The organism is Rhizobium phaseoli (assembly GCF_001664385.1).
GTDB lineage: Bacteria > Pseudomonadota > Alphaproteobacteria > Rhizobiales > Rhizobiaceae > Rhizobium > Rhizobium phaseoli.
This window is the reverse complement of the sequence record NZ_CP013532.1, coordinates 3,234,951-3,260,819: the sequence shown is the minus strand read 5'-3', so window position 1 is coordinate 3,260,819 and position 25,869 is coordinate 3,234,951. Positions and strand designations below refer to the sequence as shown.

25 protein-coding genes are annotated in these 25,869 nt (G+C 62.3%); 11 read left to right on the top strand and 14 right to left on the bottom strand.

What is annotated here, in order from left to right; genetic code table 11:
* Positions 1-535 precede the first annotated feature (535 nt).
* On the top strand, positions 536-1,105 hold the full coding sequence (locus AMC88_RS15760; protein WP_080515677.1) for a GNAT family N-acetyltransferase: 570 nt from the start codon (positions 536-538) through the stop codon (positions 1,103-1,105).
* On the opposite strand, the gene AMC88_RS15755 is transcribed toward AMC88_RS15760, so the two are convergent.
* The 5 genes from AMC88_RS15755 to AMC88_RS15735 are packed head-to-tail and all read right to left on the bottom strand — an operon-like array spanning position 1,100 to position 8,352.
* Complete coding sequence (locus tag AMC88_RS15755) at positions 1,100-1,516, bottom strand: GNAT family N-acetyltransferase (protein WP_010016091.1); 417 nt, start codon at positions 1,514-1,516, stop codon at positions 1,100-1,102. The genes AMC88_RS15760 and AMC88_RS15755 overlap by 6 nt on opposite strands.
* A gap of 4 nt (positions 1,517-1,520) precedes the next feature.
* Positions 1,521-3,593 carry a hypothetical protein gene (locus AMC88_RS15750; RefSeq protein WP_064825496.1) on the bottom strand — a complete coding sequence of 691 codons (2,073 nt, stop codon included), beginning with the start codon at positions 3,591-3,593 and terminating at the stop codon, positions 1,521-1,523.
* A 1-nt stretch (position 3,594) separates the two neighbouring features.
* Complete coding sequence (locus tag AMC88_RS15745; RefSeq protein ID WP_012484678.1) at positions 3,595-6,411, bottom strand: DUF4159 domain-containing protein; 2,817 nt, start codon at positions 6,409-6,411, stop codon at positions 3,595-3,597.
* A complete protein-coding gene (locus AMC88_RS15740) occupies positions 6,408-7,328 on the bottom strand; it encodes a DUF58 domain-containing protein (RefSeq protein WP_012484677.1) in 921 nt (306 codons plus the stop codon). The genes AMC88_RS15745 and AMC88_RS15740 overlap by 4 nt, the downstream gene beginning before the upstream one ends.
* A 13-nt stretch (positions 7,329-7,341) precedes the next feature.
* Complete coding sequence (locus AMC88_RS15735) at positions 7,342-8,352, bottom strand: AAA family ATPase (RefSeq protein WP_004680086.1); 1,011 nt, start codon at positions 8,350-8,352, stop codon at positions 7,342-7,344.
* A gap of 158 nt (positions 8,353-8,510) precedes the next feature.
* Here AMC88_RS15735 and AMC88_RS15730 point away from each other — a divergent pair, with 158 nt between their 5' ends.
* From AMC88_RS15730 to AMC88_RS15720, 3 genes are read left to right on the top strand one after another with little or no spacing between them, the layout of a single operon-like run.
* A complete protein-coding gene (locus tag AMC88_RS15730; protein WP_012484675.1) occupies positions 8,511-9,134 on the top strand; it encodes a DUF1285 domain-containing protein in 624 nt (207 codons plus the stop codon).
* Positions 9,131-9,781, top strand: a complete 651-nt coding sequence (locus AMC88_RS15725) for a CoA pyrophosphatase (protein WP_012484674.1) — start codon at positions 9,131-9,133, stop codon at positions 9,779-9,781. The genes AMC88_RS15730 and AMC88_RS15725 overlap by 4 nt, the downstream gene beginning before the upstream one ends.
* On the top strand, positions 9,778-11,055 hold the full coding sequence (locus AMC88_RS15720; protein WP_064825495.1) for a CCA tRNA nucleotidyltransferase: 1,278 nt from the start codon (positions 9,778-9,780) through the stop codon (positions 11,053-11,055). The genes AMC88_RS15725 and AMC88_RS15720 overlap by 4 nt, the downstream gene beginning before the upstream one ends.
* A gap of 73 nt (positions 11,056-11,128) precedes the next feature.
* Here the strand turns inward: AMC88_RS15720 and AMC88_RS15715 are convergent, their stop codons facing one another.
* From AMC88_RS15715 to hemF, 3 genes are all read right to left on the bottom strand, one after another.
* Positions 11,129-11,314 (bottom strand): DUF1059 domain-containing protein, encoded by a 186-nt coding sequence (locus AMC88_RS15715; RefSeq protein ID WP_004680095.1) that lies wholly within the window; start codon positions 11,312-11,314, stop codon positions 11,129-11,131.
* A 112-nt stretch (positions 11,315-11,426) separates the two neighbouring features.
* Positions 11,427-11,690, bottom strand: coding sequence for a hypothetical protein (locus tag AMC88_RS15710; protein WP_004680097.1), 264 nt, complete (start codon positions 11,688-11,690; stop codon positions 11,427-11,429).
* Positions 11,691-11,793: 103 nt separating this feature from the next.
* Positions 11,794-12,705: an oxygen-dependent coproporphyrinogen oxidase gene (gene hemF / locus AMC88_RS15705; protein ID WP_012484672.1), complete on the bottom strand. Its 912-nt coding sequence runs from the start codon at positions 12,703-12,705 to the stop codon at positions 11,794-11,796.
* Between the two features lie 178 nt (positions 12,706-12,883).
* On the opposite strand from hemF, the gene AMC88_RS15700 reads away from it, so the two are divergent.
* Positions 12,884-13,141 (top strand): hypothetical protein, encoded by a 258-nt coding sequence (locus AMC88_RS15700; protein WP_004680100.1) that lies wholly within the window; start codon positions 12,884-12,886, stop codon positions 13,139-13,141.
* 3 nt (positions 13,142-13,144) lie between these two features.
* Here AMC88_RS15700 and AMC88_RS15695 read toward each other — a convergent pair whose 3' ends face one another.
* Both AMC88_RS15695 and AMC88_RS15690 read right to left on the bottom strand, forming a co-directional pair.
* Complete coding sequence (locus AMC88_RS15695) at positions 13,145-14,791, bottom strand: Na/Pi cotransporter family protein (protein WP_012484671.1); 1,647 nt, start codon at positions 14,789-14,791, stop codon at positions 13,145-13,147.
* A gap of 194 nt (positions 14,792-14,985) precedes the next feature.
* The gene (locus AMC88_RS15690; RefSeq protein WP_012484670.1) at positions 14,986-15,447 is read right to left on the bottom strand and encodes a tRNA (cytidine(34)-2'-O)-methyltransferase; all 462 of its coding nucleotides are present in this window, start codon (positions 15,445-15,447) and stop codon (positions 14,986-14,988) included.
* Between the two features lie 384 nt (positions 15,448-15,831).
* Between AMC88_RS15690 and AMC88_RS15685 the strand changes: the two genes are divergently transcribed.
* The gene (locus tag AMC88_RS15685) at positions 15,832-17,688 is read left to right on the top strand and encodes an ABC transporter ATP-binding protein (protein WP_004680105.1); all 1,857 of its coding nucleotides are present in this window, start codon (positions 15,832-15,834) and stop codon (positions 17,686-17,688) included.
* A gap of 91 nt (positions 17,689-17,779) precedes the next feature.
* Here AMC88_RS15685 and AMC88_RS15680 read toward each other — a convergent pair whose 3' ends face one another.
* On the bottom strand, positions 17,780-18,010 hold the full coding sequence (locus AMC88_RS15680; RefSeq protein WP_012484668.1) for a CopG family transcriptional regulator: 231 nt from the start codon (positions 18,008-18,010) through the stop codon (positions 17,780-17,782).
* A 161-nt stretch (positions 18,011-18,171) separates the two neighbouring features.
* Here AMC88_RS15680 and AMC88_RS15675 point away from each other — a divergent pair, with 161 nt between their 5' ends.
* Entirely contained in the window at positions 18,172-20,085 is a 1,914-nt protein-coding gene (locus tag AMC88_RS15675) for an ABC transporter ATP-binding protein (RefSeq protein WP_012484667.1), read from the top strand.
* Here AMC88_RS15675 and AMC88_RS15670 read toward each other — a convergent pair.
* A complete protein-coding gene (locus AMC88_RS15670) occupies positions 20,041-20,973 on the bottom strand; it encodes an endonuclease/exonuclease/phosphatase family protein (RefSeq protein WP_012484666.1) in 933 nt (310 codons plus the stop codon). The two genes, AMC88_RS15675 and AMC88_RS15670, sit on opposite strands and share 45 nt — an antisense overlap.
* Before the next feature lie 286 nt (positions 20,974-21,259).
* Between AMC88_RS15670 and petA the strand changes: the two genes are divergently transcribed.
* The 4 genes from petA (at position 21,260) to AMC88_RS15650 (ending at position 24,848) form a co-directional block, all read left to right on the top strand.
* Complete coding sequence (gene petA, locus AMC88_RS15665) at positions 21,260-21,838, top strand: ubiquinol-cytochrome c reductase iron-sulfur subunit (RefSeq protein WP_012484665.1); 579 nt, start codon at positions 21,260-21,262, stop codon at positions 21,836-21,838.
* A 14-nt stretch (positions 21,839-21,852) separates the two neighbouring features.
* On the top strand, positions 21,853-23,133 hold the full coding sequence (locus tag AMC88_RS15660; RefSeq protein ID WP_012484664.1) for a cytochrome b: 1,281 nt from the start codon (positions 21,853-21,855) through the stop codon (positions 23,131-23,133).
* 25 nt (positions 23,134-23,158) lie between these two features.
* Positions 23,159-24,043 (top strand): cytochrome c1, encoded by an 885-nt coding sequence (locus AMC88_RS15655; RefSeq protein WP_012484663.1) that lies wholly within the window; start codon positions 23,159-23,161, stop codon positions 24,041-24,043.
* A gap of 262 nt (positions 24,044-24,305) precedes the next feature.
* Positions 24,306-24,848, top strand: a complete 543-nt coding sequence (locus AMC88_RS15650; RefSeq protein ID WP_004680123.1) for an adenine phosphoribosyltransferase — start codon at positions 24,306-24,308, stop codon at positions 24,846-24,848.
* Between the two features lie 23 nt (positions 24,849-24,871).
* Here AMC88_RS15650 and AMC88_RS15645 read toward each other — a convergent pair whose 3' ends face one another.
* Positions 24,872-25,339: a MaoC family dehydratase gene (locus tag AMC88_RS15645; RefSeq protein ID WP_012484662.1), complete on the bottom strand. Its 468-nt coding sequence runs from the start codon at positions 25,337-25,339 to the stop codon at positions 24,872-24,874.
* Positions 25,336-25,824 (bottom strand): MaoC family dehydratase, encoded by a 489-nt coding sequence (locus AMC88_RS15640; RefSeq protein WP_029531432.1) that lies wholly within the window; start codon positions 25,822-25,824, stop codon positions 25,336-25,338. Before AMC88_RS15640 ends, AMC88_RS15645 begins: the two co-directional genes overlap by 4 nt.
* Positions 25,825-25,869 lie beyond the last annotated feature (45 nt).

Genomic DNA, 25,869 nt, shown 5'->3' with positions numbered 1-25,869 from the left:
GATCTTCATTTCCTCGATTGCGTGTCGGAGCGGAAGTTAGAGCCTTTCCTGGTTAGATTGAAGCATTCTGTTGGCTCAAACGGAGTCGGATGGTCGACCGGCCGGCGCGCGTCGTAGCCCAGCTCTACTGCCAAGCCGGACGGTCGATCAGACGGCCCGTTTCAGCCAACCCGAAGGGCCGGGCATGTTTCCGCCAGGATCAGAGGCGATCGGCTCGGACATACCTTGGGGTATGTCCGTCGCCAATCGCCTCTGTCCTGACGAAAACCTGCTCCGGCAGAATGCTTCAATCTAACCAGGAAAGGCTCTAGCTGAGATAGCGGGGCTTTGCAGGCGGTAAAGGTTTGAACACTGTGTCACGTCGTTCGGACAGCATCATTAAGAGCGCTGCAGGCTCCTTTGAGCGTTTGGAAAGAGGCGCGGCGCCATGGTGTGCATTTTGCGTTGGACGGCGGAAATTTTTCCTGCTATCGGCGTTTCCACGATTTTAGGATCCCTGCGTGATGTTCATTTCCAGAAACCCGCGACGACGCTGATGCTCCCGAACGCCGAAGGCGTGTTCGAGACCCATCAATCTGTCCATCCGGTTTCTGTCATCATGTACAAGCACGATCTCGTCTATCTCACCGAAGACGCGTCCCACGACGCCGCCATCGAACACATCAACGAAGAAGCCTTCGGCCCGGGCCGCTTCACGCGGGCGGCCGCACGCATTCGCGAGCAGGGACCGCATGACCTGTCGCTCTCCTTCATCTGCGCCGACGACGGCGAAACGATCGCCTCGGTGCGGATGACGCCGGTTCTGGCCGGCACAGTGAAAGGTCATCTTCTCGGCCCGCTTGCCGTGCGTCCCTCGCACAAGAATATGGGCATCGGCCGAGAACTGGTGCGGATCGCGGTGGAAGCGGCGCGGCGCAAAGGTTCGGAAGCCGTCATCCTTGTCGGCGATCCGCCCTATTATGGCCCGCTCGGCTTCGAGAAGGTCGCCTATAACGCGCTGACCTTCCCGGGCCCAGTCGATCCCGCCCGTGTGCTCGTCGTTCCGATCGCCGAGGGCGTGCATGAACGGCTGAAGGGCGTGATCGCCTGGCACGGAGATTTATAATCTTTTCCTGAGAAAGCTGCGCGTGCGGCCTTGCGGGAAATCCTCGAGTTCCCCGAAGACTTCATAACCCTGGCGAAGATAGGCGCTGAGAGCCTGCGGGCTGAACGTGTCGATCCAGGCGCCGCCGCACCCCCGGGCTCTCGCCTCTTCCTCCGCTTCTGCGAGGAGCTTGCCGGCGAGACCGGCGCCGCGCAGCGTCTCGGGGATATAGAGCATCTGGGTGAAGAGCCAGCCCCAGGCGGTAAAGCCGGACAGGCCGCCGGTCACCTTGCCGTCGGTATCGCGGATGAGGATGGCAAGCGGCCGACGATCCGCGGGACCGACATCGCCGGTGTTGAAGGCCGAGAGCGCATCGGCGATCGCCGCAAGTTCCTCCGGCGAGGGCGCGCCGGTGAGCTCGAATCCCCGCATGCGACTACCGCCCCTCGCGCCACCACATGGTCCCGAAGGCGAGCAGCAAAATGCCGACGCCGGCAAAACCGGCAAAGAGCGGCAGCGTGTTGATGCCCTTCAAGACTGTCTCGCTGGTCATGCGGATCATCATGCGGTCATTGTCGGAGACGCGAACCTGGCCGCGCACCGGCAATATCGGCGGCACGGTGATTGCGCCCTTTTCACTGGCGACACGGGTCAAGAGACCTTTGCTCCTGTCGACGACAGGTTTCAGCACATTTGTCGTCGAGATCATTGCCTTGAATTCCGGCGCGTCGACGGCGCCGATATGGACAAGGGTCGACAATTTGCCGTTGCGGATTTCGAAGAGACCGATCTCGTCCATCCGCTTCTCCGCCTTGTAGAGGCCGGGTTCGGATTGGGCCAGCGGCAAGGTTTCGGTCTTGCCGGAGGGATAGCGTACGGTGGCATTGCCCGGATTGTCGCCGATCGTCTGGCGGGTGATTTCAAGGGTCCGGCCGGAAGCGCGCGCCGTCAGCGCTTCTTCCTCGAGCGCCGGCTCCTTCATCAGCCAATGGGCGATGCGGCGATAGAGCGAGACATTCGGACCGCCGCCTTCGAAACCGCGAGCCCAGAGCCAGCCCTGATCGGAGAGCAGCATGGCGACGCGGCCCTGGCCGGCGCGGTTCAGCACCAATAGCGGATGGTTGTCGGCGCCCAGCATGATCGTCTCGCCCTGCGGCCGCTCGACGTCGACGCTGCGGAACCAGCGCCCCCAATGCGGCGGATCCTCGCTCGAGCCGTCCAGACCGCGCGTGACGGGATGCTTGCGGCCTTCCTCGGACAGGCGGGGGTAGAAGGCCTTCTCGATCATCCGGCCTGTCGGCTCGGCCGGCAGCACGGAGGCAAGCGGCGTCATCGCGATCGATTCCGGGCTTGCGTGTTCCGGACCGGCGGCGATCAGCAGGGCTCCGCCGTTCTCCACATATTGGGCGATGTTGTCGTAATAGAGCATCGGCAGCACATTCGCCCGGTCCTGATAACGGTCGAAGATGATCAGGTCGAAATCCTTGATCTTGTCGATGAAGAGTTCGCGTGTCGGGAAAGCGATCAGCGACAGCTCGTTGATCGGCGTGCCATCCTGCTTTTCCGGCGGACGCAGAATGGTGAAATGGACGAGATCGACCGAGGCGTCGGATTTCAACAGATTTCGCCAGGCGCGTTCGCCGGCATGCGGCTCGCCGGAGACAAGCAGGACGCGCAGATTCTGGCGGATGCCGTCGATGACGTGGACGGCGCGGTTATTGGCAGTGGTGACTTCGCCGGGAAGTGCCGCGACCGAGAATTCGAGCACGTTGCTGCCGCCCCCCGGCACCTTGAAGGAGAAAGGCGTATCCTGGCCGGGTGTCGCCTGCAGGGTGGCGATTTCATCACCGTTGATCTTCACCGTCACGTCGGCGGTGCCGCCGGGGCTCGGGCCGTCGTCGAAGACGCGCAGGACGACCTGCTGCTCCTCATTGACGATGCCGAAGCGCGGCCCCTTGATGACTTCGATGCGGCGATCGAATTCGTTGGCCTTGCCGGTGATGAGGCCGTGGATCGGCGCGTCGAAACCGAGCGCCTGATTGGCGGCCGGAACATCGTGGACTTCGCCGTCGGTCAGCATGATGGCGCCGCCGATGCGGGACGGCGGAACATCGGCAATGTTGGCCGACAGGGCGTCGAACAAGCGCGTCGACGGCACGTCGGAATTGACGTCGCCTTCGACATCGATGAAGCGAGGCTCTATCTGCGGAAAGCGGGCGAGCTGGGACTTCAGGGCTGCCAGCGCATCGTCGGTCATCTTGGCCCGGTCGGGCGTCTGCTGGCTCTGGCTCCGGTCGACGAGAACGGGGACGATCGTCGACAGCGGATCCCGATCCTCCTGCAGCAGCACGGGATTGGCGAGCGCCGTCAGCAGGGCGAGTGCCGCCAGTGTCCTGATCCAGGCGCCGCGGATGCCACGCCAGATCGCGAAGGCGGCGATGACCGCTCCGATGGCGGCAAGTGCCGCCAGAACCGGCCAGGGCAGAAAAGGCGAAAAGTCGAAGGTCATCTCATTGTCCTAACCGTTCAAGGAGGTCGGGAACATGAACCTGGTCGGTCTTGTAGTTGCCGGTCAGCATATACATCATGATATTGACGCCGGAACGATAGGCATATTCGCGCTGCCCTTCGTCGGAGGGCACGGTCGGCAGCATCGGCACGCCGTTGTCGTCGACCGCCCAGGCGCCGGCGAAATCATTGCCGGTGATCAGGATCGGCGAAACCCCGTCGGCCGTCGCCGCCGATTTTTCGGTTGTTTCGCGGCCGCCGCCCTGCCGGGCCTCGATCCAGAGGGGGCTGCCGGCATAACGGCCCGGAAAGCTCTGCAGGAGATAGAAGGATTTCGTCAGCACGTGATCTGATGGTACCGGCTCGAGCGGCGGAATGTCGAGATTGGCAAGGATCTCCTGCAGCCTCTGACCGTTGGCGCTGACATTGCCGCCATTGTCCAAGGCGCTGATCTGATCGCGCGTATCGAAAAGCACTGTGCCGCCGTTGCGCATATAGGCGTCGATGCGGCTGATCGCCGCCGTCGACGGCATCGGCGCCGTTGCCGAAACCGGCCAGTAGATGATCGGATAGAAGGCGAGTTCGTCCGTGGTTAGGTCCAGGCCGACGGGCGGCGCCGGCTCCAGCGTCGTGCGGAAGGTCAGGAACTGGGTGAGGCCCTCGAGACCGCGTTCGGATATATTGTCCACCTCCTGTTCGCCGGTGACGACATAGGCGAGGTGGGTGTTGTCAAGCCGCTGCAGGATCAGGTCGTCGCCGGGCTGAGAATCATTGGCGTGCAGCGTACCGGGCTGCAGCAGGAAGGCGGCGGCGAGCGCTATCGCGATCACGCTCATGGTGCGGGCAGCCGGGCGCATGCGCGAGAAGGCGCCGTTCATGAAGAGGACGATCAGGCTGTCGGCCAGCAGCAGCAGAAAGGCGGCAAGAAAGAGCGCGGGTTTTGCCGACCAGCTTTCGCCGCCGATCAAGCCTTCGCGCACGGCCGTCGCCCCTGCCGTGTCGAGCGGCTTCAGTTCGGCGCCCTCCGGCAGCACGTTCAGAGAGGTGAAACCATCTTCCGAACCATAAAGCCCGGGCGGATTGTCGAAATTCGCCGTCGGCTCCGTTCCGGCCTTTGGAGTGAGCGGCCGCGCCGAACCCGTCTCGGAGATGAGAGCGCCCTTGGCCGTCAGCATGCGGAATGGCGGCAGCGTCTCGGCCACACGCGCATTGCCGCGAGCCTCCGACGTCACGCCGCCCGAGCGCGATATTTGCAGAAGATGACGCAGCATGTCGACAAAAGTGCCCGAAATCGGCAGATCCGACCAAGTCGCTTCGGCGGTCACGTGAAACAGAACGATCTGGCCCGATGCCAGCGGCTTCATCGTCACGAGCGGCGTGCCGTCGGCAAGGCTCGCCCAGGTGCGCTCGGCAAGATCGGGGGTCGGTTCGGCAAGCACCTGCCGCTTGACGACGACGTCGGAAGGACGCGCTATGCCCGAGAAAGGCCCGAAATTCGGAAACTCGGCCAGCGACTGGGGTTCGCTCCAGGACAATGTGCCGCCCAGCGCCCGTTCTCCCTGACGCAGAATGACGGGGATGAGAGGGTCGTCGGCAGGTGCTGCCGCCATGCGCGGGCCGGCGAAGCGCAGGAGCATGCCGCCATTCGATATCCAGCGCGTCAGGGGTTCGTAGGTGTCCTCCGGAAGCCGGCCGATATCGGCCATGATAATGATCGACGGATTGCTGGCGAGAAGTTTCGGTATGGCAACCGAAAGATCGGAATCGCCGGGCTGGATGAGATCCGCATAGGGCTGCAGCGCCCGCTGGATATAATAGAGCGGCGACAGCAGCGGCTGGAACTCATCCCCGCCTGCTCCCGACAGCAACACCACGCGGCGGCGCTTGAATGCGTCGTCGAGAAGATGGACCGCGCCTGCTGTCGCGCCGTTGTCGACGCTGATGCGCGCGAAATCGTTGCGCATCTCGAAGGGGGCGGTGATCGAACTCGTCGCGACGCTTTGGCCGGGACGGAAGTCCACCCGACCGTTGGCGATCGAGCGGCCCTGGCTGTCGACGGCGTTCAGCGCTACAGATGCGGCATGCGCAGCGTTGAGGCGCGTGACTTTGACGGTCATGGCATCAGCGGCGTTGTTGGCCGCGGTGATCGCAATCGTCCGCGCGGCATCGCCCTCGATCAGGCGCAGATCAGCGGGCTGGAGATCAGCCAGCTGACGGACCGTGGCGTCGTCGGCTTCGGCGGCGGCGCCGTCGGTCAGAAAGGCGAGGGTTCCGGGCTTGATGCCGTTCAAGGCGGAGCGCAGTGCCTGGAAGGCGCGCTCGCGGTCCGGCGCCAGCGGCCGCGGCTCGGCGGCGCGCAGCTTGTCGCGGGCGGCCGCGGCGGTGCCGGGCACGGCGTCGTTGGTCGGCTCGGCAGTGAAGGCGATCGACACCGGCATGCCGGCGGATTCGGCATCGTCGATCAGCGCGTCGGCCGTCTGGACGCGCCGCTCCCAGTCGGGTGCCGCGGCCCAGCTATTGTCGACGAAGAGGACGAGTGGGCCGCCAGATGCGAGCGAACTGGTGCGCGGATTGAAAACCGGATCGGCGATCGCGAAGATGATGGTGGCGGCGAGCAGCATGCGCAGCAGCGTCAGCCACCAGGGGCTCTGGGCCGGCGTCTCTTCGCGCTTCAGCACCGATGCGAGGATCTTCAGCGGTGGAAAGATCTCGCTCTTCGGATGTGGCGGCGTCAGCCTGAGCAGCCACCAGATCACGGGCAGGGCGATGAGGGCGCCGAGAATGGCGGGATAGGCGAAAGCGAAGGGAAGAGCGTTCACAGCTGCCCCCCATGCGTAGCCTTGGCCGGCATGCCGGACAGATACATGTGCACCGCGACCAGCGCTTCGGAGGCGAGGTGATCGGTGCGATGGCTCGTGAAGGTCCAGCCGAGATGGCGCAGCGACTGGCCGAGGCTCTCCCTGCGGGCGAGGTAGGCGTTGCGATAGGCCTCGCGGATATGTTCGGCGCGGCCGGAGATCAGCCTCGCTCCGGTCTCAGGATCGGTGAATTGGGTGCGGCCGCTATAGGGGAAGATTTCCTCGGCGGGGTCGGATATCTCGACCACGTGGCCGCGTAGGCCGCGGCGAGCAAGCGGGCCGAGCCGTTCCATGATCGCCGGCGCGTCGTCGAGGAAATCGCCGATGAGGACGAGGTCACTCCAGCCGCGGATCATCCCCGTTTCCGGCAAGCCGCCGGCCAGCGGCGCGTGCATCAGCGCGGAGGCGAGGCGTTCTGCTGCCGTGCGGGTGGAGGCGGGTTCCATGATGCCGGGGCAGCCGATGCGTTCGCCGGAGCGAGAAAGGATTTCGGCGAGCGCCAGCATGACGACCAGCGCCCGGCTTTCCTTGGAGGCGCTGCCATAACTCGATTTATACATCATCGAAGGCGACATGTCGCACCAGAGCCAGATCGTATGCGCTGCCTCCCATTCGCGCTCGCGTACATAGGTATGGTCGTCGCGGGCGGAACGGCGCCAGTCGATGCGCGACAGGCTCTCACCCTCGGCATAGGGACGGAACTGCCAGAAATTCTCGCCGATACCGCGCTTGCGGCGGCCGTGCCAGCCGGCGATGACAGTGTTGGCGATGCGCTTGGCCTCCACCAGGCAGTCCGGCATCAGGGCGGCCCGCTGCCTGGCGCGGGAAAGGGCATCACTGCCTGACGTCGGGTTGACGATCTGTCCGATAGATGCCACGCGTCCGGCTTCCTTATCCCTTTGCCTGCTTCACCAGTCCGGCGATGACGTCGCGCACCGACATGCCTTCGGCGCGGGCGGCGAAAGTCAGCGCCATGCGGTGCTGGAGAATGGGTTCGGCAAGCGCGAAGATGTCGTCGAGAGATGGGGCGAGACGGCCTTCGTAGAGCGCGCGGGCGCGGGCGCAGAGCATCATCGCCTGGCCGGCGCGAGGGCCGGGGCCCCAGGCGACATTCTTGTCGGTCGACGCGTTGCCCTGTCCGGGGCGGGCGGAGCGGACCAGCGAAAGGATGGCGTCGACGACCGTCTCGCTCACCGGCATCTGGCGCACCAGGGTCTGGATTTCGATCAGCCGCTGCGCATCGATGATCGCCGCAGGCCGGGTTTCGCCGAGGCCCGTCGTCTCGAGCAGGATCTGGCGCTCGGCGGCGAGCTCGGGATAGTTGACGTCGACCTGCAGCAGGAAACGGTCGAGCTGGGCTTCGGGCAGCGGATAGGTGCCTTCCTGCTCCAGCGGGTTCTGGGTGGCGAGCACATGGAAGGGCGCCGGCAGGTCATAGCGCTGGCCGGCAATCGTGATATGATATTCCTGCATCGCTTGCAGGAGCGCCGACTGGGTGCGCGGCGAGGCGCGGTTGATTTCGTCGGCCATCAGAAGCTGGGCGAAGACCGGGCCCTTGACGAAACGGAAGGAGCGGCGGCCGCTGTCGTCCTGGTCCATCACTTCTGAGCCGAGAATATCCGAAGGCATCAGGTCGGGGGTGAACTGAATGCGGTTGGCGGCAAGGCCGAGCACTTCGCCGAGCGTCGTCACCAGCCTGGTCTTGGCAAGGCCGGGGACGCCGACGAGCAGGGCATGACCGCCGGAGAGCACGGCGAGAATGGTGTTCTCGACGACGCTTTCCTGACCGAAGATCACCTTCGAGACTTCTGTGCGAATGGCGGCGATATCGGAGAGCGCCTTCTCGGCGGCGGCGACGATCGCCTTTTCATCGAGGCTGGCTTCGGTCTTCATCATACCCATGGGCATCTCCAACGGCTGAAATCATTCGGCAGCGAATCGGCGGACTTATACATCTGCCTCATACTCGATAGAGTTATGGAGATGCGACGGGCTGACAAGTTCGTTACGAATGACTATCTCGTGACTTCACTTCGTTAAGGACAAACCGGGACGGAAGAATGGCAGCCGAGGAAATCAGCGGACAGGCGGATGCAGCGGGACTTGCCGCGCTGATTTCACGCGCGTCCGCGGAAAACAGCGGCAAAAAACGTGGACTTCCGCCGGTCGAGCGGTGGAATCCGCCTTTCTGCGGCGATATCGACATGGAGATCAGGGCCGACGGCACCTGGTTCTATATGGGCACGCCGATTGGCCGGCCGGCGCTGGTGCGGCTGTTTTCGACGGTTTTGCGCAAGGATGAGGACGAGAAGATCTATCTCGTAACTCCTGTGGAAAAGGTCGGGATTAGGGTCGCCGACGCTCCTTTCATCGCCGTGGAGATGAGCGTGACGGAGCGGGAGGGCCGCCAAGTGCTGACGTTCCGCACCAATGTCGGCGATGTCGTGGAGGCGGGAGTAGAGCATCGGCTGCGCTTTGCCATTGCGGGCGGCAATGCCGAACTGAAACCCTATCTGCATGTGCGCGGGCGGCTGGAGGCGCTGGTGTCGCGTGCAGTGATGTATGAACTGGTGGCACTCGGAGAGACCGTCGACGTGGAGGGGCAGGCGATGTTTGCTATCCGCTCCGCCGGCGAGGTCTTTCCTGTCATGCCGGCCGACGAACTGGATATGCTTTCCCGATGAATGATGCGATCACCCAACGACATGCGCTGTTCTCCGCAGCTGAATTCCGCCGCCGTGCGCTTAATCAGAATGGCGGGCCGGTGGAACATGCCTGGCGTGATCACGGCGACCATGTCCTCAATCCCGACATCGTGGCTGAAGTGGCGACTTTCAAGCTGCGCGATGCCGCGGTGCTCGTGCCCGTCATCGACGACGGCGAGGAAGCGCGGGTGATCTTCACCAAGCGCACGACGACGCTGCGCAAGCATTCCGGCCAGATCGCCTTTCCCGGCGGATCCATCGATCCGGCCGATATCTCGCCCGAAATGGCGGCGATCCGCGAGACGGAGGAAGAGATCGGGCTTGCCGGCTCCTTCGTCGAGACGGTCGGCAGGCTGCCGAATTATCTCGCCTCGACCGGTTTCCGCATCACGCCCGTGCTCGGCGTCGTCAAGCGTGGTTTTGCCTTGCGGCTGAACCCGGCCGAGGTGGACGACGTGTTCGAAGTGCCGCTCTCCTTCCTGATGAACCCGGCCAATCACCGGCGCGACAGGCGCGTCATCGATGGCCTCGACCGGCATTTCTACCGTGTGCCCTATGAAACCAGGATGATCTGGGGCATCACCGCCGGCATCGTCCGCACGCTCTATGAAAGGCTTTATGCATGACAGGCCTTGCCGACCAAGCATGGTTCCGCGATCCGGCGCTCGGCCGGATCCTTGCGCTTCTCAATGCCGGCGGTGGGGCCGGTGGTGGGTCCGACGGCGGGGAAGGGCGGGTGGTCGGCGGCGCAGTGCGCAACAGCCTGATGGGCTTGCCGGTCAGCGATATCGATATCGCCACGACGCTGACGCCCGAGATCGTGATCGAGCGAGCGGCGGCGGCCGGAATCAAGGCGGTGCCGACCGGCCTGCAGCACGGCACGGTGACGCTCGTCATCGACGGCAAGCCTTTCGAGGTGACGACGCTTCGCACCGACGTCGAGACCGATGGGCGTCATGCCAAAGTGGCCTTCAGCACTGACTGGAAGGCCGATGCCGAACGGCGGGACCTGACGATCAACGCGCTCTATGCCGATGCGAGAGGCGAGGTGGTGGATCTCGTCGGTGGGCTTGCCGACATCGAGGCGCGCAACATCCGCTTCATCGGCGATGCGGCAACGCGTATTGCCGAGGACCATCTGCGCATCCTGCGCTTCTTCCGTTTCTTTGCCTATTACGGTTCCGGGCGTCCGGATGCCGAAGGGCTGAAGGCCTGTGCGGCGGCGCGTTCGAAACTGAAGACGCTGTCTGCCGAACGTGTGTGGTCGGAGCTCAGAAAACTGCTTGGTGCCGCCGATCCCGGCCGGGCGCTGCTCTGGATGCGGCAGGTGGCGGTGCTGACGGAAATCCTGCCGGAGACCGAACGATGGGGGATCGATGCGATCCCCGCGCTGGTTGCCACCGAAAAGGCGCTCGGCTGGGCGCCCGACCCATTGCTGCGCCTTGCAGCGATCGTGCCGCCCGATGCGGCGCGGCTGGAGGCGCTTGCGGCCCGGCTGAAGCTCTCGAATGCGGAAGCGGCCACTCTCAAGGCCTGGGCGATGGCGGCACCGATCGACGACGAAATCTCGTCGGCCGCCTTCGAGCGGCTGCTTTACCGCAACGGCGCGGACGGCATCACGACGCGCCTGAAGCTGGCGCTTGGCGTCGCACGCGGGAAGGCCGAGGGCGATCTTAGCGAGATGGCGCGCTCGGCGCGGCTCGGAAAGCTCCTGGATCGGGCCATGACGTGGAAGAAGCCGCAGTTTCCCGTGAATGGTGCAGACGTGATCGCGGCGGGCATCCCATCCGGCCCGCGTGTCGGCGAACTGCTTGGCAGCTTGGAAAATCAGTGGGTGGAGGAAAACTTCGCGTCCGATCGAGCAGAACTTCTCGCGAGGTTGCAGGAACGCGTACAATAGTGGATATGGCGTCGCGCCCGGTGGACGCGGCGCCTGCTATCGTCGTTGGCGCCAGGACTCGGGCCACCGGCCGTCAGGCGGCGGTCGCTTCGTCGCGGATGCGGGCCTTGATGTTATCAACCATGTTTTCGCGTATGGTGGTTTCGCCATGAGCGGATTTCAGGTGCTCGACGGCGCGGCGGACCACTTCTGCGTCATTATCCGCCCGGGTGTGCCAGGCGCAGCCGGGAACAAGCGTGCCGCATTCGAAAAGTCGCATGGTCTTCTCCTCTGTCTGAACACAACGGCCGTCGCGTTTGCACGCGATTGATGAAATGTACGGAGGACGGGAAGGTTCCGGCCGGCATCGAGTGACGACCGGAGAAGGTCTTTCAGTCGGGCATCGCCCAGGCTTTGTAGGTATCCGAGAGATGGCCGGGCGTGTTGCTGTTGGCTGCGTCGTTCTGCAGCTCTTCCGGCGACTTTCCGCCGGCCAGCTGTAGCTTGACCTGCTCGATGAAGCAGCACAGCGGCAGATCCGAGCCGCTCTTGGCCCGCAGTTTCTCGGCAATGCGTATCAGGAACTCGGGCGTGTCGATGGCACGGAATGTTTCCTGGACATCCGTGGACGCAGGCGAGCCGCTTTGTGTCGTCATGACAATCCTCCTCCGATTGTTACGCACGTACATATAAAGTTAGGACTCACTGAGCTTTTATGAAGGTCCCTCGGTTCGAATTTATCGATGAGATCTCATAGTCTCACGGCCAGCGTACGACGGGTGGCAGCGAGGAGAGAATGGACTCGACGTTGCCGCCGGTCTTCAGGCCGAAGATCGTGCCGCGATCATACAGCAGATTGAATTCGACGTATCGGCCGCGGCGGATCAATTGTTCGTCACGATCGGCTTCCGTCCACAGCTTGTTGAAGTTGGAACGGACGATCTTCGGATAAACCATGGCGAAGGCCCGGCCGACATCGCGGGTGAAGGCGAAATCGGCGTTCCAGCCGCCCGTTTCATCGCTCGAATGCAACCAGTCGTAGAAGATGCCGCCGATGCCTCGGGGCTCGTTGCGGTGCTTCAGGAAAAAATAGTCGTCGCACCAGGCCTTGTAGGCATCGTAGTCGGCGACGGCATGATTGCGGCAGGCAATCTCCATGGCCTTGTGGAAGAGTTGGCTGTCCTCGTCCTCCTGCGTGCGGCGGCGCGACAGCACCGGCGTCAAGTCGGCCCCGCCGCCGAACCAGCGGCTAGTGGTGACCACCATGCGGGTGTTCATATGCACTGCCGGAACGTTGGGATTGACGGGATGGGCGATCAGCGAGATGCCGGAGGCCCAGAACCGCGGATCGTCCTTGGCGCCGGGTATCTGCGCCCGGAATTCCGGGGAGAATTCGCCGTATACCGTGGAAGTATGGACGCCGACCTTCTCGAAGACACGGCCTTCCATCATCGACATCCGGCCGCCGCCGCCGGCGCCGTTTTCGCGCGACCAATCCTTGGCGACGAAGCGGCCGGGCTCCTGATCGGAGAGCGGGCCTTCCAACCCGTCTTCAAGAGCCTCGAAGGAGGCGCAGATCGTATCGCGCAGCCCTTCGAACCATTTGCGGGCGGCCTCCTTCTTCTCCTCGATATCGTCAGGCAAGCCGATCGGCAGTTCCGGTCTTTCCATGTCACGCCTCCAACGGCCGGCCTCCGCTAGGGAAACGACTCGCTCATTCTTGATTGCACCTCGGTTTAGCAGGTGGCGCCGCATCTCGCCAAGCCGGCAGGCACGGGCATGTGCCGCCAAGATTCGACTCGCAAATCCGCGATTTCGATACTACCTTTCCTCGGCAGAGGTAGGTTTAATGGCGAAAATTCCAGGACCTCCGTCCTTCGACGGCCTGAAGCGCAGAATGGCGAAACACCGGGCGGAAAATCCGACCCGCAAAGACCATTTCGTGCGTCAGACATATTGCCTCGGCTTGATCGACGCACGCGCCAAGGCGCGCGAATGGTTCGACGAATATCCGAAAGCGGCCTATTGGACCGAAGTGGAGAGCTGGCGCCAGCTCGACGGCGACCGGATCGAATTCACCATGCGCCGCCTGCCTTCGGCAGACTAACCGTCATTCTGCGACAGCCCGCACGCGACTTTCGATCAGCAGGCCGCTCTCATCCATAATGGGATATGCCACGGAGACGATGTGGGCATTGATCCTCTTCAGATCGCGCAGCATGTCGAGATGCAAAGAGCTCGTTTGCAGGCTGTCGGCCCGGCCGTCGCGCAGGCGTTCGAGATGATGTTCGGCCGACTGCTTCTCCATCCGGCGCACCTCGACTTTCGTTTCCATCATCTGGCGCGCGAGGTTGAAGTCGCGGGTGACGAAGATGGTCTGGGCGACGCGCAGATTGTCGATCGTCAGGTCGAATAGTGTTCTGAGTTCCCGATGACCATCCTCGGAAAATCTGAGGCCCAGTGAGATCTTCTTCGCTACCTGCTCCGAGAGCCCCTTCTCGATGATGTCGCCCATATGTTCGAGATTGATCGCATAATCGATGACGACGATGGAGCGGCGGGCGTTTTCGTCACTGAGGCCTTCGCGGCCAAGTTTCGACAGATAGACCTTCACCGCCTGCTGCAACGTATCGACGCGTTCTTCGAGGGCTGCGATTTCGGCAAGCTTGGAGGCATTGTTCTGCTCGAAGGCTTCCGAAACCCGCATCAGCATGCGCTCGATCAGGTCGCCGATCCCCAACACTTCACGCGTGGCGCTGGCAAGAGCGATAACGGGTGCCGAAAGCTCCTGCGGATCCAGATATTTCGGCGCGGTATCGGACTCGGGCTGATCCGGCACCAGCCGGGCCATCAGGGTGGCGAGCGGCCGGGAGAAAGGCCACGCTAGCGCGGCAAGCAGAAGATTGAAGGCCAGATGAGCGTCGACCGGCAGCTTGGCCGGGCCGAAGGGCAGCATCTGGATGAGTTCGGCACCGTAGCTCGCCAGGGGCAGGGCGATGAGGCAGCCGAGCGTGCGGACGGCGAGATTGCCAAGCGTCACGCGCCGGGCCGAAACCGGGCCGCCCAAGGTTGCTATGACGGGCGGTATTGCGCCGCCGAGATTGGCGCCGAGCACGAGAACGATGACAAGTTCGGGCGAGATGAGGCCAGCGGAAGCGAGCGACAGAATCAGAACGACCACCGCCAGGCTCGACGAGGAAAGGAAGGCAAGGGCCGCCGAAAAGAGCAGTGCTACGGGCAGGGCGCCGTTCAGCAGGCCGATGAATGCGGCAAGGGCGGGAGACGTCCGCATCGGCTCCGTTGCGAGGCCAAGGAGATGCAGCGACAACAGCATCAGCCCAATGCCAATCAGCGCTGCGCCACCGCCTTGGCGGGCGCTGGAGCGGCCGCGGTAGAGCACAATGCCGGTCAGGATCAGAAGCGGAGAGAGCCACTCTATGCCGGTTGCGACGATCCACGCGGTGATCGCAGTGCCGACATTGGCGCCAAGCAGGACGATCTGCGCCATGCGCGGCTTGATCAGGTCACGTTCGACGAAGGAGGCGGTCATCAATGCCGTCGCCGTCGAGCTCTGCAGCGCGACGGTGGCAATAAGGCCCGACAGGAAGGACCGAAGGCTGCCGCGCGTTCCGGTGGCAAGTCCTGTTCTGAGCCGGGCGCCGAAGGCTCTGGATACGCCGTCCTTCACCTGCGCAAGGCCGAACAGCAGCAAAGCGACGGCGCCGAACAGGTTGATCATGATGACCGTGGAATCCATTTTTTGTTTTTATTCTTCCTTTATCTGTCGGCGCGACTCAAGCCTGCGAGACGCCTCTCCAAGCTATTGAAATCGCAGCCGCCATGCGATTTTTTTGATTGCCCGGCTAATAAATATAGACTGATCCGGCGGATTGGCAATGTCGATTTCTGACACATCCGGGGCTTTGCCCGTTTCGTTGCGGCCGCTGCCGCTCAAGCCCAGACGGTCTGGCGCATCGCTTCGCCGACGATCATCGCGGCCGAGACGGCGACGTTGATCGAGCGCTGGCCTTCGACCATCGGGATCAGGATGCGGGCGTCGGCCCTTTCATGCACGTGGTCCGGAACGCCGGCGCTTTCCCGGCCGAGAAGCAGGATGTCGTCTGGACGGAAGGTGAAATCAGTGTAGCGATCGGCTGCCTTGGTCGAAGCGAGGATGAGGCGGCGGCCGGTCGTGGCGCGCCATGCTTCGAAACGATCCCAACTGACATGGCGGGTCAGCGCGGCGGCAGCGATATAATCCATTCCCGATCGTTTCAGGTTGCGATCGGAAACGTCGAAGCCGGCCGGCTCGATCAGATCGACCGCGAAACCGAGGCAGGCCGCAAGACGCAGGATCGTGCCGGTATTGCCTGCTATATCCGGTTGGTAGAGTGCCAATCTGAAGTCGGTCATCATGCGCCGTTTGTTTCGTCGGGATGCGAGATACCTAAAGCAACCGGCATTTCGCCGCAACAAGGCGCACTTTGGCCCCGAAACGGTCAATTTCCGCCGTCATGGGGCTGGAAATTTCGCGATTTTCGCGTTATCCATGCACGTCTTCAATCGCCAGCAGGGAGGGCCGACATGAATATCTTGCTCATTGTGCGCTTTCCCGCCGTGATGCCGATCAAGGCGACATGGCGCCGCTAGTGCGCATTTCTTCCTGAAATCCCCTTTTGATCCATTGTGCGGCTGTTTCAGCCTCGCCCCTTGAACGGTCGGTTCCCATATGTGCTTGCAGTGCGCTCAGATGGCGCGAAGCCGGGAGCCGAGACGCGGATGTTTCGGAGCAATTTCATGTTTGGCTGGTTCGAACAGCGACTCAATCCCTTTCCGAGCGAGGAGCCCGTCGCTCCGCCCAAAGGTCTTTTTGCCTTCTGCTGGCACTACAGCAAGCCGGCGGCACCCTGGCTCGGCCTGATGGCGATGCTGACGGCGTCGATCGCCGTCGGCGAAGTGGCACTCTTTCAGTTTCTCGGCGACATCGTCGATTGGCTGACCCATGCCGACCGCGCCACGTTCCTGCAGACGGAGGGCCACAGGCTTTTCTGGATGGCGGCGCTGGTGCTGGTCGGCTTGCCGCTGGCGGCCGGCCTCGATTCACTGATCATGCACCAGATGCTGCTCGGCAATTATCCGATGAGCGCCCGCTGGCAGATGCACCGCTTCCTGCTGCGCCACAGCATGACCTTCTTCGCCAACGAGTTTGCCGGGCGTGTCGCGACCAAGGTGATGCAGACCTCGCTTGCCGTCCGCGAAACGGTGATGAAGATCCTCGACGTCTTCGTTTATGTCGTCAGCTATTTCCTGACGATGATCATCGTGATCGCGGCCGCCGACTGGCGGCTGATGATCCCGATCCTCGTCTGGCTCGCCATCTATGTCAGCATCGTCTCCTACTTCGTGCCGCGGCTTCGCAAGATAGCGGCACAGCAGGCCGATGCGCGCTCGATGATGACGGGGCGTGTGGTCGACAGCTATACGAATATAGCCACTGTCAAGCTGTTTTCGCATGCCGGCCGCGAGGAGGTCTATGCCAAGGAGGGCATGGACGAGTTCCTGCAGACCGTGCACAGGCAGATGCGTAAGGTGACGCTCTTCCACATCAGCGTCTATCTGAACAACTGCGTCGCACTCTTCGTCGTCTCCGGCCTGTCGATCTGGTTCTGGCTGAACGGCGCGATCTCGGTCGGCGCCATCGCCATTGCCATCGGCCTTGCCATGCGCGTCAATGGCATGTCGCAATGGATCATGTGGGAAGTCTCGGCGCTGTTCGAGAATATCGGCACGGTCTATGACGGCATGGAGATGATGAGCAAACAGCACGACATCGTCGACAAGCCGGGCGCTCCTTCCATGACGGCGAAGAAGGGCGCGATCCACTACGAGCGCATCCGCTTCCACTACGGCAAGAGCAAGGGTGTCATCGACAACCTGTCGCTCGACATCAGGGCGGGCGAGAAGGTCGGTCTCGTCGGCCGCTCCGGCGCCGGCAAGACGACGCTGATGAACCTGCTGCTGCGCTTCTACGACCTGGAGGGCGGCCGCATCACCATTGACGGCCAGGACATATCAGGCGTCTCGCAGGAAAGCCTGCGCTCGCTGATCGGGGTGGTGACGCAGGATACGTCGCTGCTGCACCGTTCGATCCGCGACAACATCGCCTATGGCCGGCCGGAGGCGACGGACGCCGAAGTGATCGAGGCCGCCAAGCGCGCCAATGCCTGGGAGTTCATCGAAGGGCTCGTCGACATGCAGGGCCGCCAAGGGCTCGACGCGCAGGTTGGCGAGCGCGGTGTCAAACTGTCTGGCGGCCAGCGTCAGCGCATAGCGATTGCTCGCGTCTTCCTGAAGGACGCGCCGATCCTGGTGCTCGACGAGGCGACCTCGGCGCTCGATTCGGAAGTGGAGGCGGCGATCCAGGAAAACCTCTTCGCCCTGATGGAGGGCAAGACGGTGATCGCAATCGCTCACCGGCTGTCGACGCTGACCGAGATGGACCGGCTGATCGTGCTCGACAAGGGCCGGATCATCGAGGCCGGCTCGCATGGCGAACTGATCGAGAGCGGCGGCATCTATGCCGACCTGTGGAACCGCCAGTCCGGTGGCTTCCTCTCCGATCACGCCGAAGAGGCGGAAGAGGCGGCGGAATAATCAAGCCCTCCCTGCGAGAGCGGGGAGGGCCATTCGAATTATTAGACTGATTTCACTTGCCAATGGGGTACAAGGCGTCCTTTCCGCCGTTTCAAAGGCTGTCGGCCCAATCGATCACCCTATCATGTTCGACGACGACAATAGTATTGGCGGCTGCCAGCGTACGCAGCGTGGCGATGCGGCGGCGTTCCTCGCTGTCGAGCCAGGCGGTGATGGCCGCGGTGACTATCGCGTCGCGCGCTAGCGCCAGGTCGAGAGCCAGGGCATCCAGCCTTTCTGCAAGCGGAAGCGGAATATGCGCATCGAGCATTTTCGTTTCCATGGCCTTCCCTCCGTTGAAGCGCAATCGTAACGTCAGATTGTGACCGGTTGGCGGGCAATCAATGGCGATGCCGCCGATGTTATCGATCATTACAAAAATATAAGATTGCGACCGCTTTTCATTCCCTTTGCCGCTCCGCCCAATCCGCCTATATCGCTTCCATGTTTCTGCGACCCATCTTCCGCCTGTTCGAGACCTGGATCGATCCGTTCCGCCCGTGCGCCAATCTTCAGCCGCCGCCGGGAACGCTCGGCTTCATCTGGTTCTATATCGGCCAGACGAGGATGCCGTTCATCACCATGCTCATACTCGGCGGCGCATCGGCCGCAATCGAAGCCGCACTCTTCTGGTTCGTCGGACGCCTCGTCGATATTCTCGCCAGCATTACGCCCGGTGCCGGCTGGAGCGGTCTTCTCGCGGCCCATGGCGGCGAACTGTTCGGCATGCTCGCCCTGATCGGGCTGGTGCGCTTCGTCGTCGCCTTCCTGATTGCCCTCGTCGATCAGCAGGTGATCACCCCGGGCTTCTACAATCTAGCACGTTGGCAATCTTATCTCCACGTCTCAAGGCAATCATTGTCGTTCTTTCAGAGCGATTTCTCCGGGCGCATCGTCACCAAGGTCTGGTCGGCCGGCCAGGCGACCGGCGATCTCGTCACCTCGCTGATGGAAAGCGTCTGGTTCGTCGGAATTTATGCGGTCACGACGCTGGTGCTGGTTGCCCGATTGGACTTTTCCCTTGCCGCCGTCGTGCTGTTCTGGCTTGGCGCCTTCAGCCTGCTTGCCCGCCACTTCGTCCCGCGGATTCGCCATCATTCCCGCGAGACGGCGGAAGCGGGATCGATGCTGAACGGCCGGATGGTCGATTCCTACAGCAATATGCAGACGCTGAAGCTTTTTGCCCGCGACGAAGAGAGCGACCGCTACATGCGCCAGGGCTTCGACATCTATCAGGATACGGTGCTGCGCTTCACGCGGTTCATCACTGGCGTCAGAGCCTCCATGGCGCTGCTCTCCGGCCTGATGATCGTGACGATGGCGGGCTTGAGCGTCGATCTCTGGCTGCGCGGCCTGGTCAGCTCCGGTGCGGTGGCATTCTCGCTGGCGCTGGTGCTGAGGCTGAATTTCCTGCTCGGACGGCTGATGACGCAGTTCAACGGAATCATGCGCAATCTCGGCACGATCCAGAATGCCGCCGAGTTGATCTCCCAGCCGCTCGGGCTTGTCGACCGTGCCGATGCGAAGAGCCTGGTGATCCGCCAGCCCGGCATTCGCTTCGACAATGTCTCCTTCCGCTATGGCAAGGATCAGCAGCCGGTCGTCGACGACTTCTCCCTGACCATCCGTCCGGGCGAAAAAGTCGGGATCGTCGGCCGTTCGGGGGCGGGAAAATCGACGTTGATGAACCTGCTGCTGCGCCTCTACGATCTTCAGGAGGGCCGCATCCTTGTCGATGGGCAGGACATATCGGCCGTGACCCAGGAAACCCTCCGGATGCAGATCGGCGTTGTCAGCCAGGATACCTCGCTGCTGCATCGATCGGTGCGCGACAATATCCTGTTCGGACGGCCGGACGCAGGCGAGGAGCGGCTGATCGAGGCGGCCCGGCGCGCCGAAGCCATCGATTTTATCGCCCGCCTGCAGGACCAGCAGGGCCGCAGAGGCTTTGATGCCCATGTCGGCGAGCGCGGCGTCAAGTTGTCGGGCGGCCAGCGGCAGCGCATCGCCATTGCCCGGGTGATGCTGAAGGATGCTCCCATCCTGGTTCTCGACGAAGCAACGTCGGCGCTTGATTCTGAAGTGGAGGAAGCGATCCAGTCCAATCTCCATCGGATCATGGAGGGCAAGACCGTGCTTGCGATCGCCCACCGGCTGTCGACGATCGCTGCGCTCGACCGGCTGATCGTCGTTGATCTCGGCCGGATAATCGAGGAGGGCAGCCACGACGAACTGCTTCGCCAAGGTGGGCTCTACGCCGAACTTTGGGCGCGTCAATCCGGCGGCTTCCTCGCGGTGGACGGGGATCTCGGCTCAGGGGTCGACGGCGAATTCCGCCATGAGGCCAAAATGGTTTGAGCCGAAGCTGTCGGCGATGCGGCGGACCGATTTCAGCCGCAGGGGCGCCCTCGCAAAGATGTGGTCGATCGGAATGCCGAAGACGCTGGCTGCGATCGGCCAGGTCGCGGGTTCCAGCGATACGGTGCCAAAGCCTTCTGTGCGCAGAAGATTTTGTACCCCTGGCGTCAGAATAGACGAGTTGAAATCACCGGCCAGCACCAGCGGTCCCGGCAGGCTGGGCGCGATCGCGGCGAGGTCCTCGAGCTCCAGGCCGTAGAACTCATCGTAATAGGGTTTGGTCAGATGCGCCGTCAGGAAGTTGACTTTGCGGCCGTCGAAATCGACCGCCGAGATCGTCAGCCGATTGCGCCACAGCAGGCCGAGACTGCGGATGCGCGGCTCGATGAGCGGGCGCTTCGACAGGACGAGCGTATCGCATTGCTGCATGCCGATGCCGCAGCCGACATAATAAGGATAGGTTTTCAGAAGCCGCGGCAATTCCGACAGAACTGGCTCGGCCTCGAGGATGTTGACGACATCGGCGCCCGAAGCAATCGCCATGTCGGCGATCGCGCCACCGTTTGCAAAATTATCGTTTTCGATATTGAAGGACATCAGCCGGAAAAGAACCGGGCGGTGCGCATCGACGGCGGGCTGGGCAAATTCGCGGGTCATCACGATGCCATGGACGGCAAGAGCCAGGGATATGCCGAGCGTCAGCAGGCCGTACCAATGGCGCTTGACAAGCAAGGCCACGAGGGAGGCGAGCGCAGCGGCCGCCGCCAGATGGAGCTGGAAGCTGTAAAAGAACGAAAGCAGATAAAAATCGGTGACATACCGCAACGAAACGATGGCGAGTACCAGGGTCGTGAGGACGCTGAATACGCAAAAAATCGTGTCTCTCATCCGCTTCGGTCCGGCTTGCTGGCGTGATTGCGATTGCGCCTATCACGGCGGCTTTTTTGTTGCAATGCAGCATGCCGGCAAGCTCGTATTTGCCTTAAAAAATTCATCCGAAATTTCCCGCGACATTGTGCCCTCATCCCCTTGTCAAGGCTGGACATAATTTGCGATCAAGCTTAGAACGCGCCGGATTGCCGGGGAATCTATGGCCGAAATGTGTCCAGATCGATTCGCCGGCAGAGGGGGCAGGGCGGAATTCCGCGATAATTGCGCAGAGGATGGTTAAGCCGTGAGCGAACACGTAACGACAAGCGAGGCTTCGACAGAGCCTACTCGCCGTGATTTCCTTTATCTCACCACTGGTATGGCGGGTGCTGTGGGCGCCGTTGCGGTTGCTTGGCCGTTCATCGACCAGATGCGGCCGGATGCGTCGACGCTGGCGCTCGCCTCCATCGAAGTCGATGTTGCGACCCTCGAGCCCGGCATGTCCCTGACGGTCAAGTGGCGCGGGAAGCCGATCTTCATCCGCAACCGCACGCCTGAAGAAGTGAAGGCAGCCGCCGATGTTCCGCTGGCAGATCTCAAGGATCCGGTCGCCCGCAATGCCAACCTGCCGCCCGAGGCTCAGGCAACGGGTGTTGATCGTTCAGGCGGCAAGGACAAGGAAAACTGGATCGTCATGATCGGCACCTGCACCCATCTCGGTTGCGTGCCGCTCGGCCAGGCCGGCGAGTACAATGGTTGGTTCTGTCCCTGCCATGGCTCGGTCTACGATACGGCCGGCCGCATCCGCAAAGGTCCTGCGCCGCAGAACCTGGCGATTCCGACCTTTTCATTTGTGTCCGATACCAAGATCAAGATCGGTTGAGGGGAGACTGATTCATGAGTGGCCATTCCAGCTACGAGCCATCAACCGGCTTCGAAAAATGGGTCGATGCGCGCCTGCCGCTACCGCGCATGGTCTATGACAGCTTCGTTGCATATCCGGTTCCCAGGAACCTGAACTATGCCTACACCTTCGGCGCGATGCTCTCCGTCATGCTGATCGTGCAGATCCTGACGGGCGTGACGCTCGCCATGCATTATTCCGCCGACACGACGATCGCGTTCAACTCCGTTGAAAAAATCATGCGCGACGTCAACCATGGCTGGCTGCTGCGCTACCTGCATGCAAACGGCGCATCCTTCTTCTTTGTCGCCGTCTACCTGCATATTGCCCGCGGCCTCTATTACGGCTCCTACAAGGCGCCGCGCGAAATCCTCTGGATCCTCGGTGTGGTCATCTACCTGCTGATGATGGCAACCGGCTTCATGGGCTACGTGCTGCCTTGGGGCCAGATGTCCTTCTGGGGCGCGACCGTCATCACCGGCTTCTTCTCCGCCTTCCCGCTGGTCGGCGAATGGGTGCAGCAGTTCCTGCTCGGCGGCTTTGCCGTCGACCAGCCGACGCTGAACCGCTTCTTCTCGCTGCACTACCTGCTGCCGTTCATGATCGCCGGCGTCGTCATCCTGCATATCTGGGCGCTGCACGTCACCGGCCAGACGAACCCGACTGGCGTCGAAGTCAAGACGAAGACGGACACGGTGCGCTTCACGCCCTATGCGACGATGAAGGATGCGCTCGGCGTCTCCGTCTTCCTGCTGGTCTATGCCTATTTCGTCTTCTACCTTCCGAACTTCCTCGGCCATGCCGACAACTACATCCCGGCCGACCCGTTGAAGACGCCGGCTCACATCGTTCCGGAATGGTACTTCCTGCCGTTCTACGCGATGCTGCGTTCGATCACCTTCAACATCGGCCCGATCGACTCCAAGCTCGGCGGCGTCCTCGTGATGTTCGGCGCGATCATCGTGCTGTTCTTCCTGCCCTGGCTCGATACGTCGAAGGTTCGCTCGGCGGTCTACCGTCCCTGGTACAAGCTGTTCTTCTGGCTGTTCGTGATCAACGCGATCATCCTCGGCTGGCTCGGTTCGCAGCCGGCGGAAGGCACATACGTCATGATTTCGCAGTTCTGCACGCTTCTCTACTTCGCTTTCTTCCTGGTTGCGATGCCGGTTCTCGGCCTGGTGGAAACGCCACGCCGTATCCCGAATTCGATCACCGAGGCGGTGCTCGAAAAGCGCAACAAGACTGCTGCTGCCAGTGCGGCGGCCAATGCCTAAGCGAGCGACGGAAGGGAATAGAACCATGAAAACGCTTGTTGCAAGCATTCTGCCGCTCGCCGTCGCCGCTCTGCTCGGCAGTGCGGCTTTCGCCGAGGAAGCGGCGCCTGCGAATGGCGCAGCCCCTGCTCATCACGAGGAAGGTGCGACGCCGCACTATCCGCTGAAGGAGCCAAAGGAGCAGGAATGGACCTTTGCCGGCCCGTTCGGCCATTACGACAAGGCTCAACTCCAGCGCGGCCTGAAGGTCTACACCGAAGTCTGTTCTGCCTGCCATTCGATGAGCCTCGTGCCTTTCCGCATGCTCGACGAGCTCGGTTATTCCGAGGCACAGGTGAAGGCTTTCGCCGCCAATTACGAAGTGCAGGATGGCCCGAACGCGGCTGGTGAGATGTTCAGCCGCAAGGCGGTCCCTTCCGATCACTTCCCGTCGCCGTTCCCGAATGCCGAGGCAGCTGCCGCTTCCAACAATGGCGCGGCTCCACCTGACTTTTCGCTCATCGCCAAGGCCCGCGAAGTCGAGCGCGGTTTCCCGCGGTTCGTCGTCGACATCTTCACCCAGTATCAGGAAAGCGGGCCTGACTACATCTACTCGCTGCTGACGGGCTATGAAGAGCCGCCGGCCGGGTTCCAAGTGCCGCAGGGCGCGCATTACAACCCCTATTTCCATGCAGCCGCTGCCTTCGCCATGCCGAAGCCGCTCTCCGACGGCCAGGTAACTTATGACGACGGCGCGCCGGCAACCGTCGATCAATATGCCAAGGACGTGTCTTCCTTCCTGATGTGGGCCGCCGAGCCGCATCTGGAGGAGCGCAAGCGTACCGGCTTCATGGTGATGATCTTTCTGGCGATCTTTACGGTGCTGATCTATCTGACGAAGCGCTCGGTTTACGCCAACAAGGAACATTGAGCGTTCCGTGCCTGAATTCGAAAGGCGGCCCATGGGCCGCCTTTTTTGTGTCGGCGATTCCATCGGCTTGGCCGGTGGATCCTCTCCGAAAGCCGCTTTTGCGCTCAGTGTCATGGGTCTCAGCGAGGCGCGTCCTTTCTGACGTACAAGGGCGCCGTAGCGCCCTGAACTGCCGGATAATTTTATCCCTAAATCGATTTCGATTTGAGGAATTATGCAGTAGGGTGCGGCCGTTTCATGCCCTCGCAGATATGGACTTTCCATGGACAATACGACGTCGGAGCTCGCAGCCAGCATCCGTTCCATTCCCGACTATCCGAAGCCCGGAATCATTTTCCGCGACATCACCACGCTGCTCGGCAATCCCCGCGCCTTCCGCCGGGCGGTCGATGAACTGGTGCAGCCCTATGCCGGTACGAAGATCGACAAGATTGCCGGCATGGAGGCGCGCGGCTTCATCCTCGGTGGGGCGGTGGCGCATCAGCTTTCCTCGGGCTTCGTGCCGATCCGCAAGAAGGGCAAGCTGCCGCACGATACCGTGCGCATCGCCTACAGCCTCGAATATGGGGTGGACGAGATGGAGATGCATCGCGATGCGATCGAGCCCGGCGAGAAGGTGATTCTGGTCGACGACTTGATCGCCACCGGCGGCACGGCTGTCGGTGCCACCCAGCTTCTGCGCCAGATCGGCGCGGAGGTGGTCGGCGCCTGCTTCGTCATCGATCTGCCGGACCTCGGCGGTCGCAGGAAGCTGGAAGAGCTCGGCGTCAACGTGCACACGCTGGTCGAATTCTCCGGGCACTGAGCCCGGATCCAATGCCGATGGCGTCAGTCGAATTCCAGCACGCCGCTTTCGAAGCGCATAACGGGATCGCCGTTTTGATTGATGCCTTCGCACAGGATGGTGTTGAGGTGCCAGCCCGGCCGCGACGCCAGCGGCCGGCTGGAGAGGAGGGCGACGGAGTAGGTCACGATGTCGCCCGGGAAGATCGGCCGCAGCCATTGCAGTTTCTGGAAGCCCGGCGAGGGACCGAGGTTCGGCGCCGTCAGCCCTCTTTGCGCGAGGGCGACGCTCTGACTTTTCCAGAAGGCGAGGAAGGTCCGCATCCAGGCGGCGGTGGTGTGCCAGCCCGACGCGCAAAGGTCACCGAAGAGGGTTTCTTTGGCGGCTTCCTTATCGACGTGGAAACGCTGCGGATCGTAGCGCGTTGCGAAGTGGATGATGTTTTCCTCGGTGAAGACGTAGCTGCCGATCTCGGTCTTTTCGCCGACGGCGTAGAGTTCAGACATTCTCATGCTGTCATCTCCGGACTCATGTTGATATCCGGGGCAGGGCGCATGCGGATCATGACCGAATTTTCCGAGAGACAAACAAGCTCGCCGCGCTGATTTTCCACCTCGTGGCGGAACTTGGCGATGCCGATGCCGGGGCGCGAGCGCATCGGCCGGGCCTCAAGCACGGTCGAGTAACCCTGCAGCGTGTCGCCTGAAAGCACCGGCTTTCGCCATTCCATCAGATCGATGCCAGGCGCGCCCTCGCAGAGCGCGTTAAGGATGTAGCTGTCGGCCATCATGCGCATCAGCATCGCGGACGTATGCCAGCCGGAGGCGGCAAGGCCGCCGAGAATGCTGGCGCGGCCGGCAGCCTCGTCGAGATGCATCGGCTGCGGGTCGAATTCCCGCGCGAATTCGACGATTTCCTCGGCGGTCACCGGTTTCGGGCCGAGGGGAAAGCGGCGACCGGGTTCGAAATCCTCGAAGGCTAGCTTTTCTGCCGACATTCGCTCCTCCGCCATATCAAGCGCCTAGAATAGGATGACCACCTT

Bases quoted from the DNA above. Each gene is read 5' to 3' on its own strand.
- AMC88_RS15700 (WP_004680100.1), top strand. From the start codon at position 12,884: ATGGCGAAAATTCCAGGACCTCCGTCCTTCGACGGCCTGAAGCGCAGA.
- AMC88_RS15680 (WP_012484668.1), bottom strand. From the start codon at position 18,010: ATGGAAACGAAAATGCTCGATGCGCATATTCCGCTTCCGCTTGCAGAA.
- hemF (WP_012484672.1), bottom strand. From the start codon at position 12,705: ATGGAAAGACCGGAACTGCCGATCGGCTTGCCTGACGATATCGAGGAG.
- AMC88_RS15730 (WP_012484675.1), top strand. From the start codon at position 8,511: ATGGCAGCCGAGGAAATCAGCGGACAGGCGGATGCAGCGGGACTTGCC.
- AMC88_RS15670 (WP_012484666.1), bottom strand. From the start codon at position 20,973: ATGAGAGACACGATTTTTTGCGTATTCAGCGTCCTCACGACCCTGGTA.
- AMC88_RS15650 (WP_004680123.1), top strand. From the start codon at position 24,306: ATGGACAATACGACGTCGGAGCTCGCAGCCAGCATCCGTTCCATTCCC.
- AMC88_RS15735 (WP_004680086.1), bottom strand. From the start codon at position 8,352: ATGGGTATGATGAAGACCGAAGCCAGCCTCGATGAAAAGGCGATCGTC.
- AMC88_RS15640 (WP_029531432.1), bottom strand. From the start codon at position 25,824: ATGTCGGCAGAAAAGCTAGCCTTCGAGGATTTCGAACCCGGTCGCCGC.
- AMC88_RS15755 (WP_010016091.1), bottom strand. From the start codon at position 1,516: ATGCGGGGATTCGAGCTCACCGGCGCGCCCTCGCCGGAGGAACTTGCG.
- AMC88_RS15750 (WP_064825496.1), bottom strand. From the start codon at position 3,593: ATGACCTTCGACTTTTCGCCTTTTCTGCCCTGGCCGGTTCTGGCGGCA.
- AMC88_RS15710 (WP_004680097.1), bottom strand. From the start codon at position 11,690: ATGACGACACAAAGCGGCTCGCCTGCGTCCACGGATGTCCAGGAAACA.
- AMC88_RS15660 (WP_012484664.1), top strand. From the start codon at position 21,853: ATGAGTGGCCATTCCAGCTACGAGCCATCAACCGGCTTCGAAAAATGG.
- AMC88_RS15655 (WP_012484663.1), top strand. From the start codon at position 23,159: ATGAAAACGCTTGTTGCAAGCATTCTGCCGCTCGCCGTCGCCGCTCTG.
- AMC88_RS15725 (WP_012484674.1), top strand. From the start codon at position 9,131: ATGAATGATGCGATCACCCAACGACATGCGCTGTTCTCCGCAGCTGAA.
- AMC88_RS15760 (WP_080515677.1), top strand. From the start codon at position 536: ATGCTCCCGAACGCCGAAGGCGTGTTCGAGACCCATCAATCTGTCCAT.
- AMC88_RS15690 (WP_012484670.1), bottom strand. From the start codon at position 15,447: ATGACCGACTTCAGATTGGCACTCTACCAACCGGATATAGCAGGCAAT.
- AMC88_RS15720 (WP_064825495.1), top strand. From the start codon at position 9,778: ATGACAGGCCTTGCCGACCAAGCATGGTTCCGCGATCCGGCGCTCGGC.
- AMC88_RS15685 (WP_004680105.1), top strand. From the start codon at position 15,832: ATGTTTGGCTGGTTCGAACAGCGACTCAATCCCTTTCCGAGCGAGGAG.
- AMC88_RS15645 (WP_012484662.1), bottom strand. From the start codon at position 25,339: ATGAGAATGTCTGAACTCTACGCCGTCGGCGAAAAGACCGAGATCGGC.
- AMC88_RS15695 (WP_012484671.1), bottom strand. From the start codon at position 14,791: ATGGATTCCACGGTCATCATGATCAACCTGTTCGGCGCCGTCGCTTTG.
- AMC88_RS15715 (WP_004680095.1), bottom strand. From the start codon at position 11,314: ATGCGACTTTTCGAATGCGGCACGCTTGTTCCCGGCTGCGCCTGGCAC.
- AMC88_RS15675 (WP_012484667.1), top strand. From the start codon at position 18,172: ATGTTTCTGCGACCCATCTTCCGCCTGTTCGAGACCTGGATCGATCCG.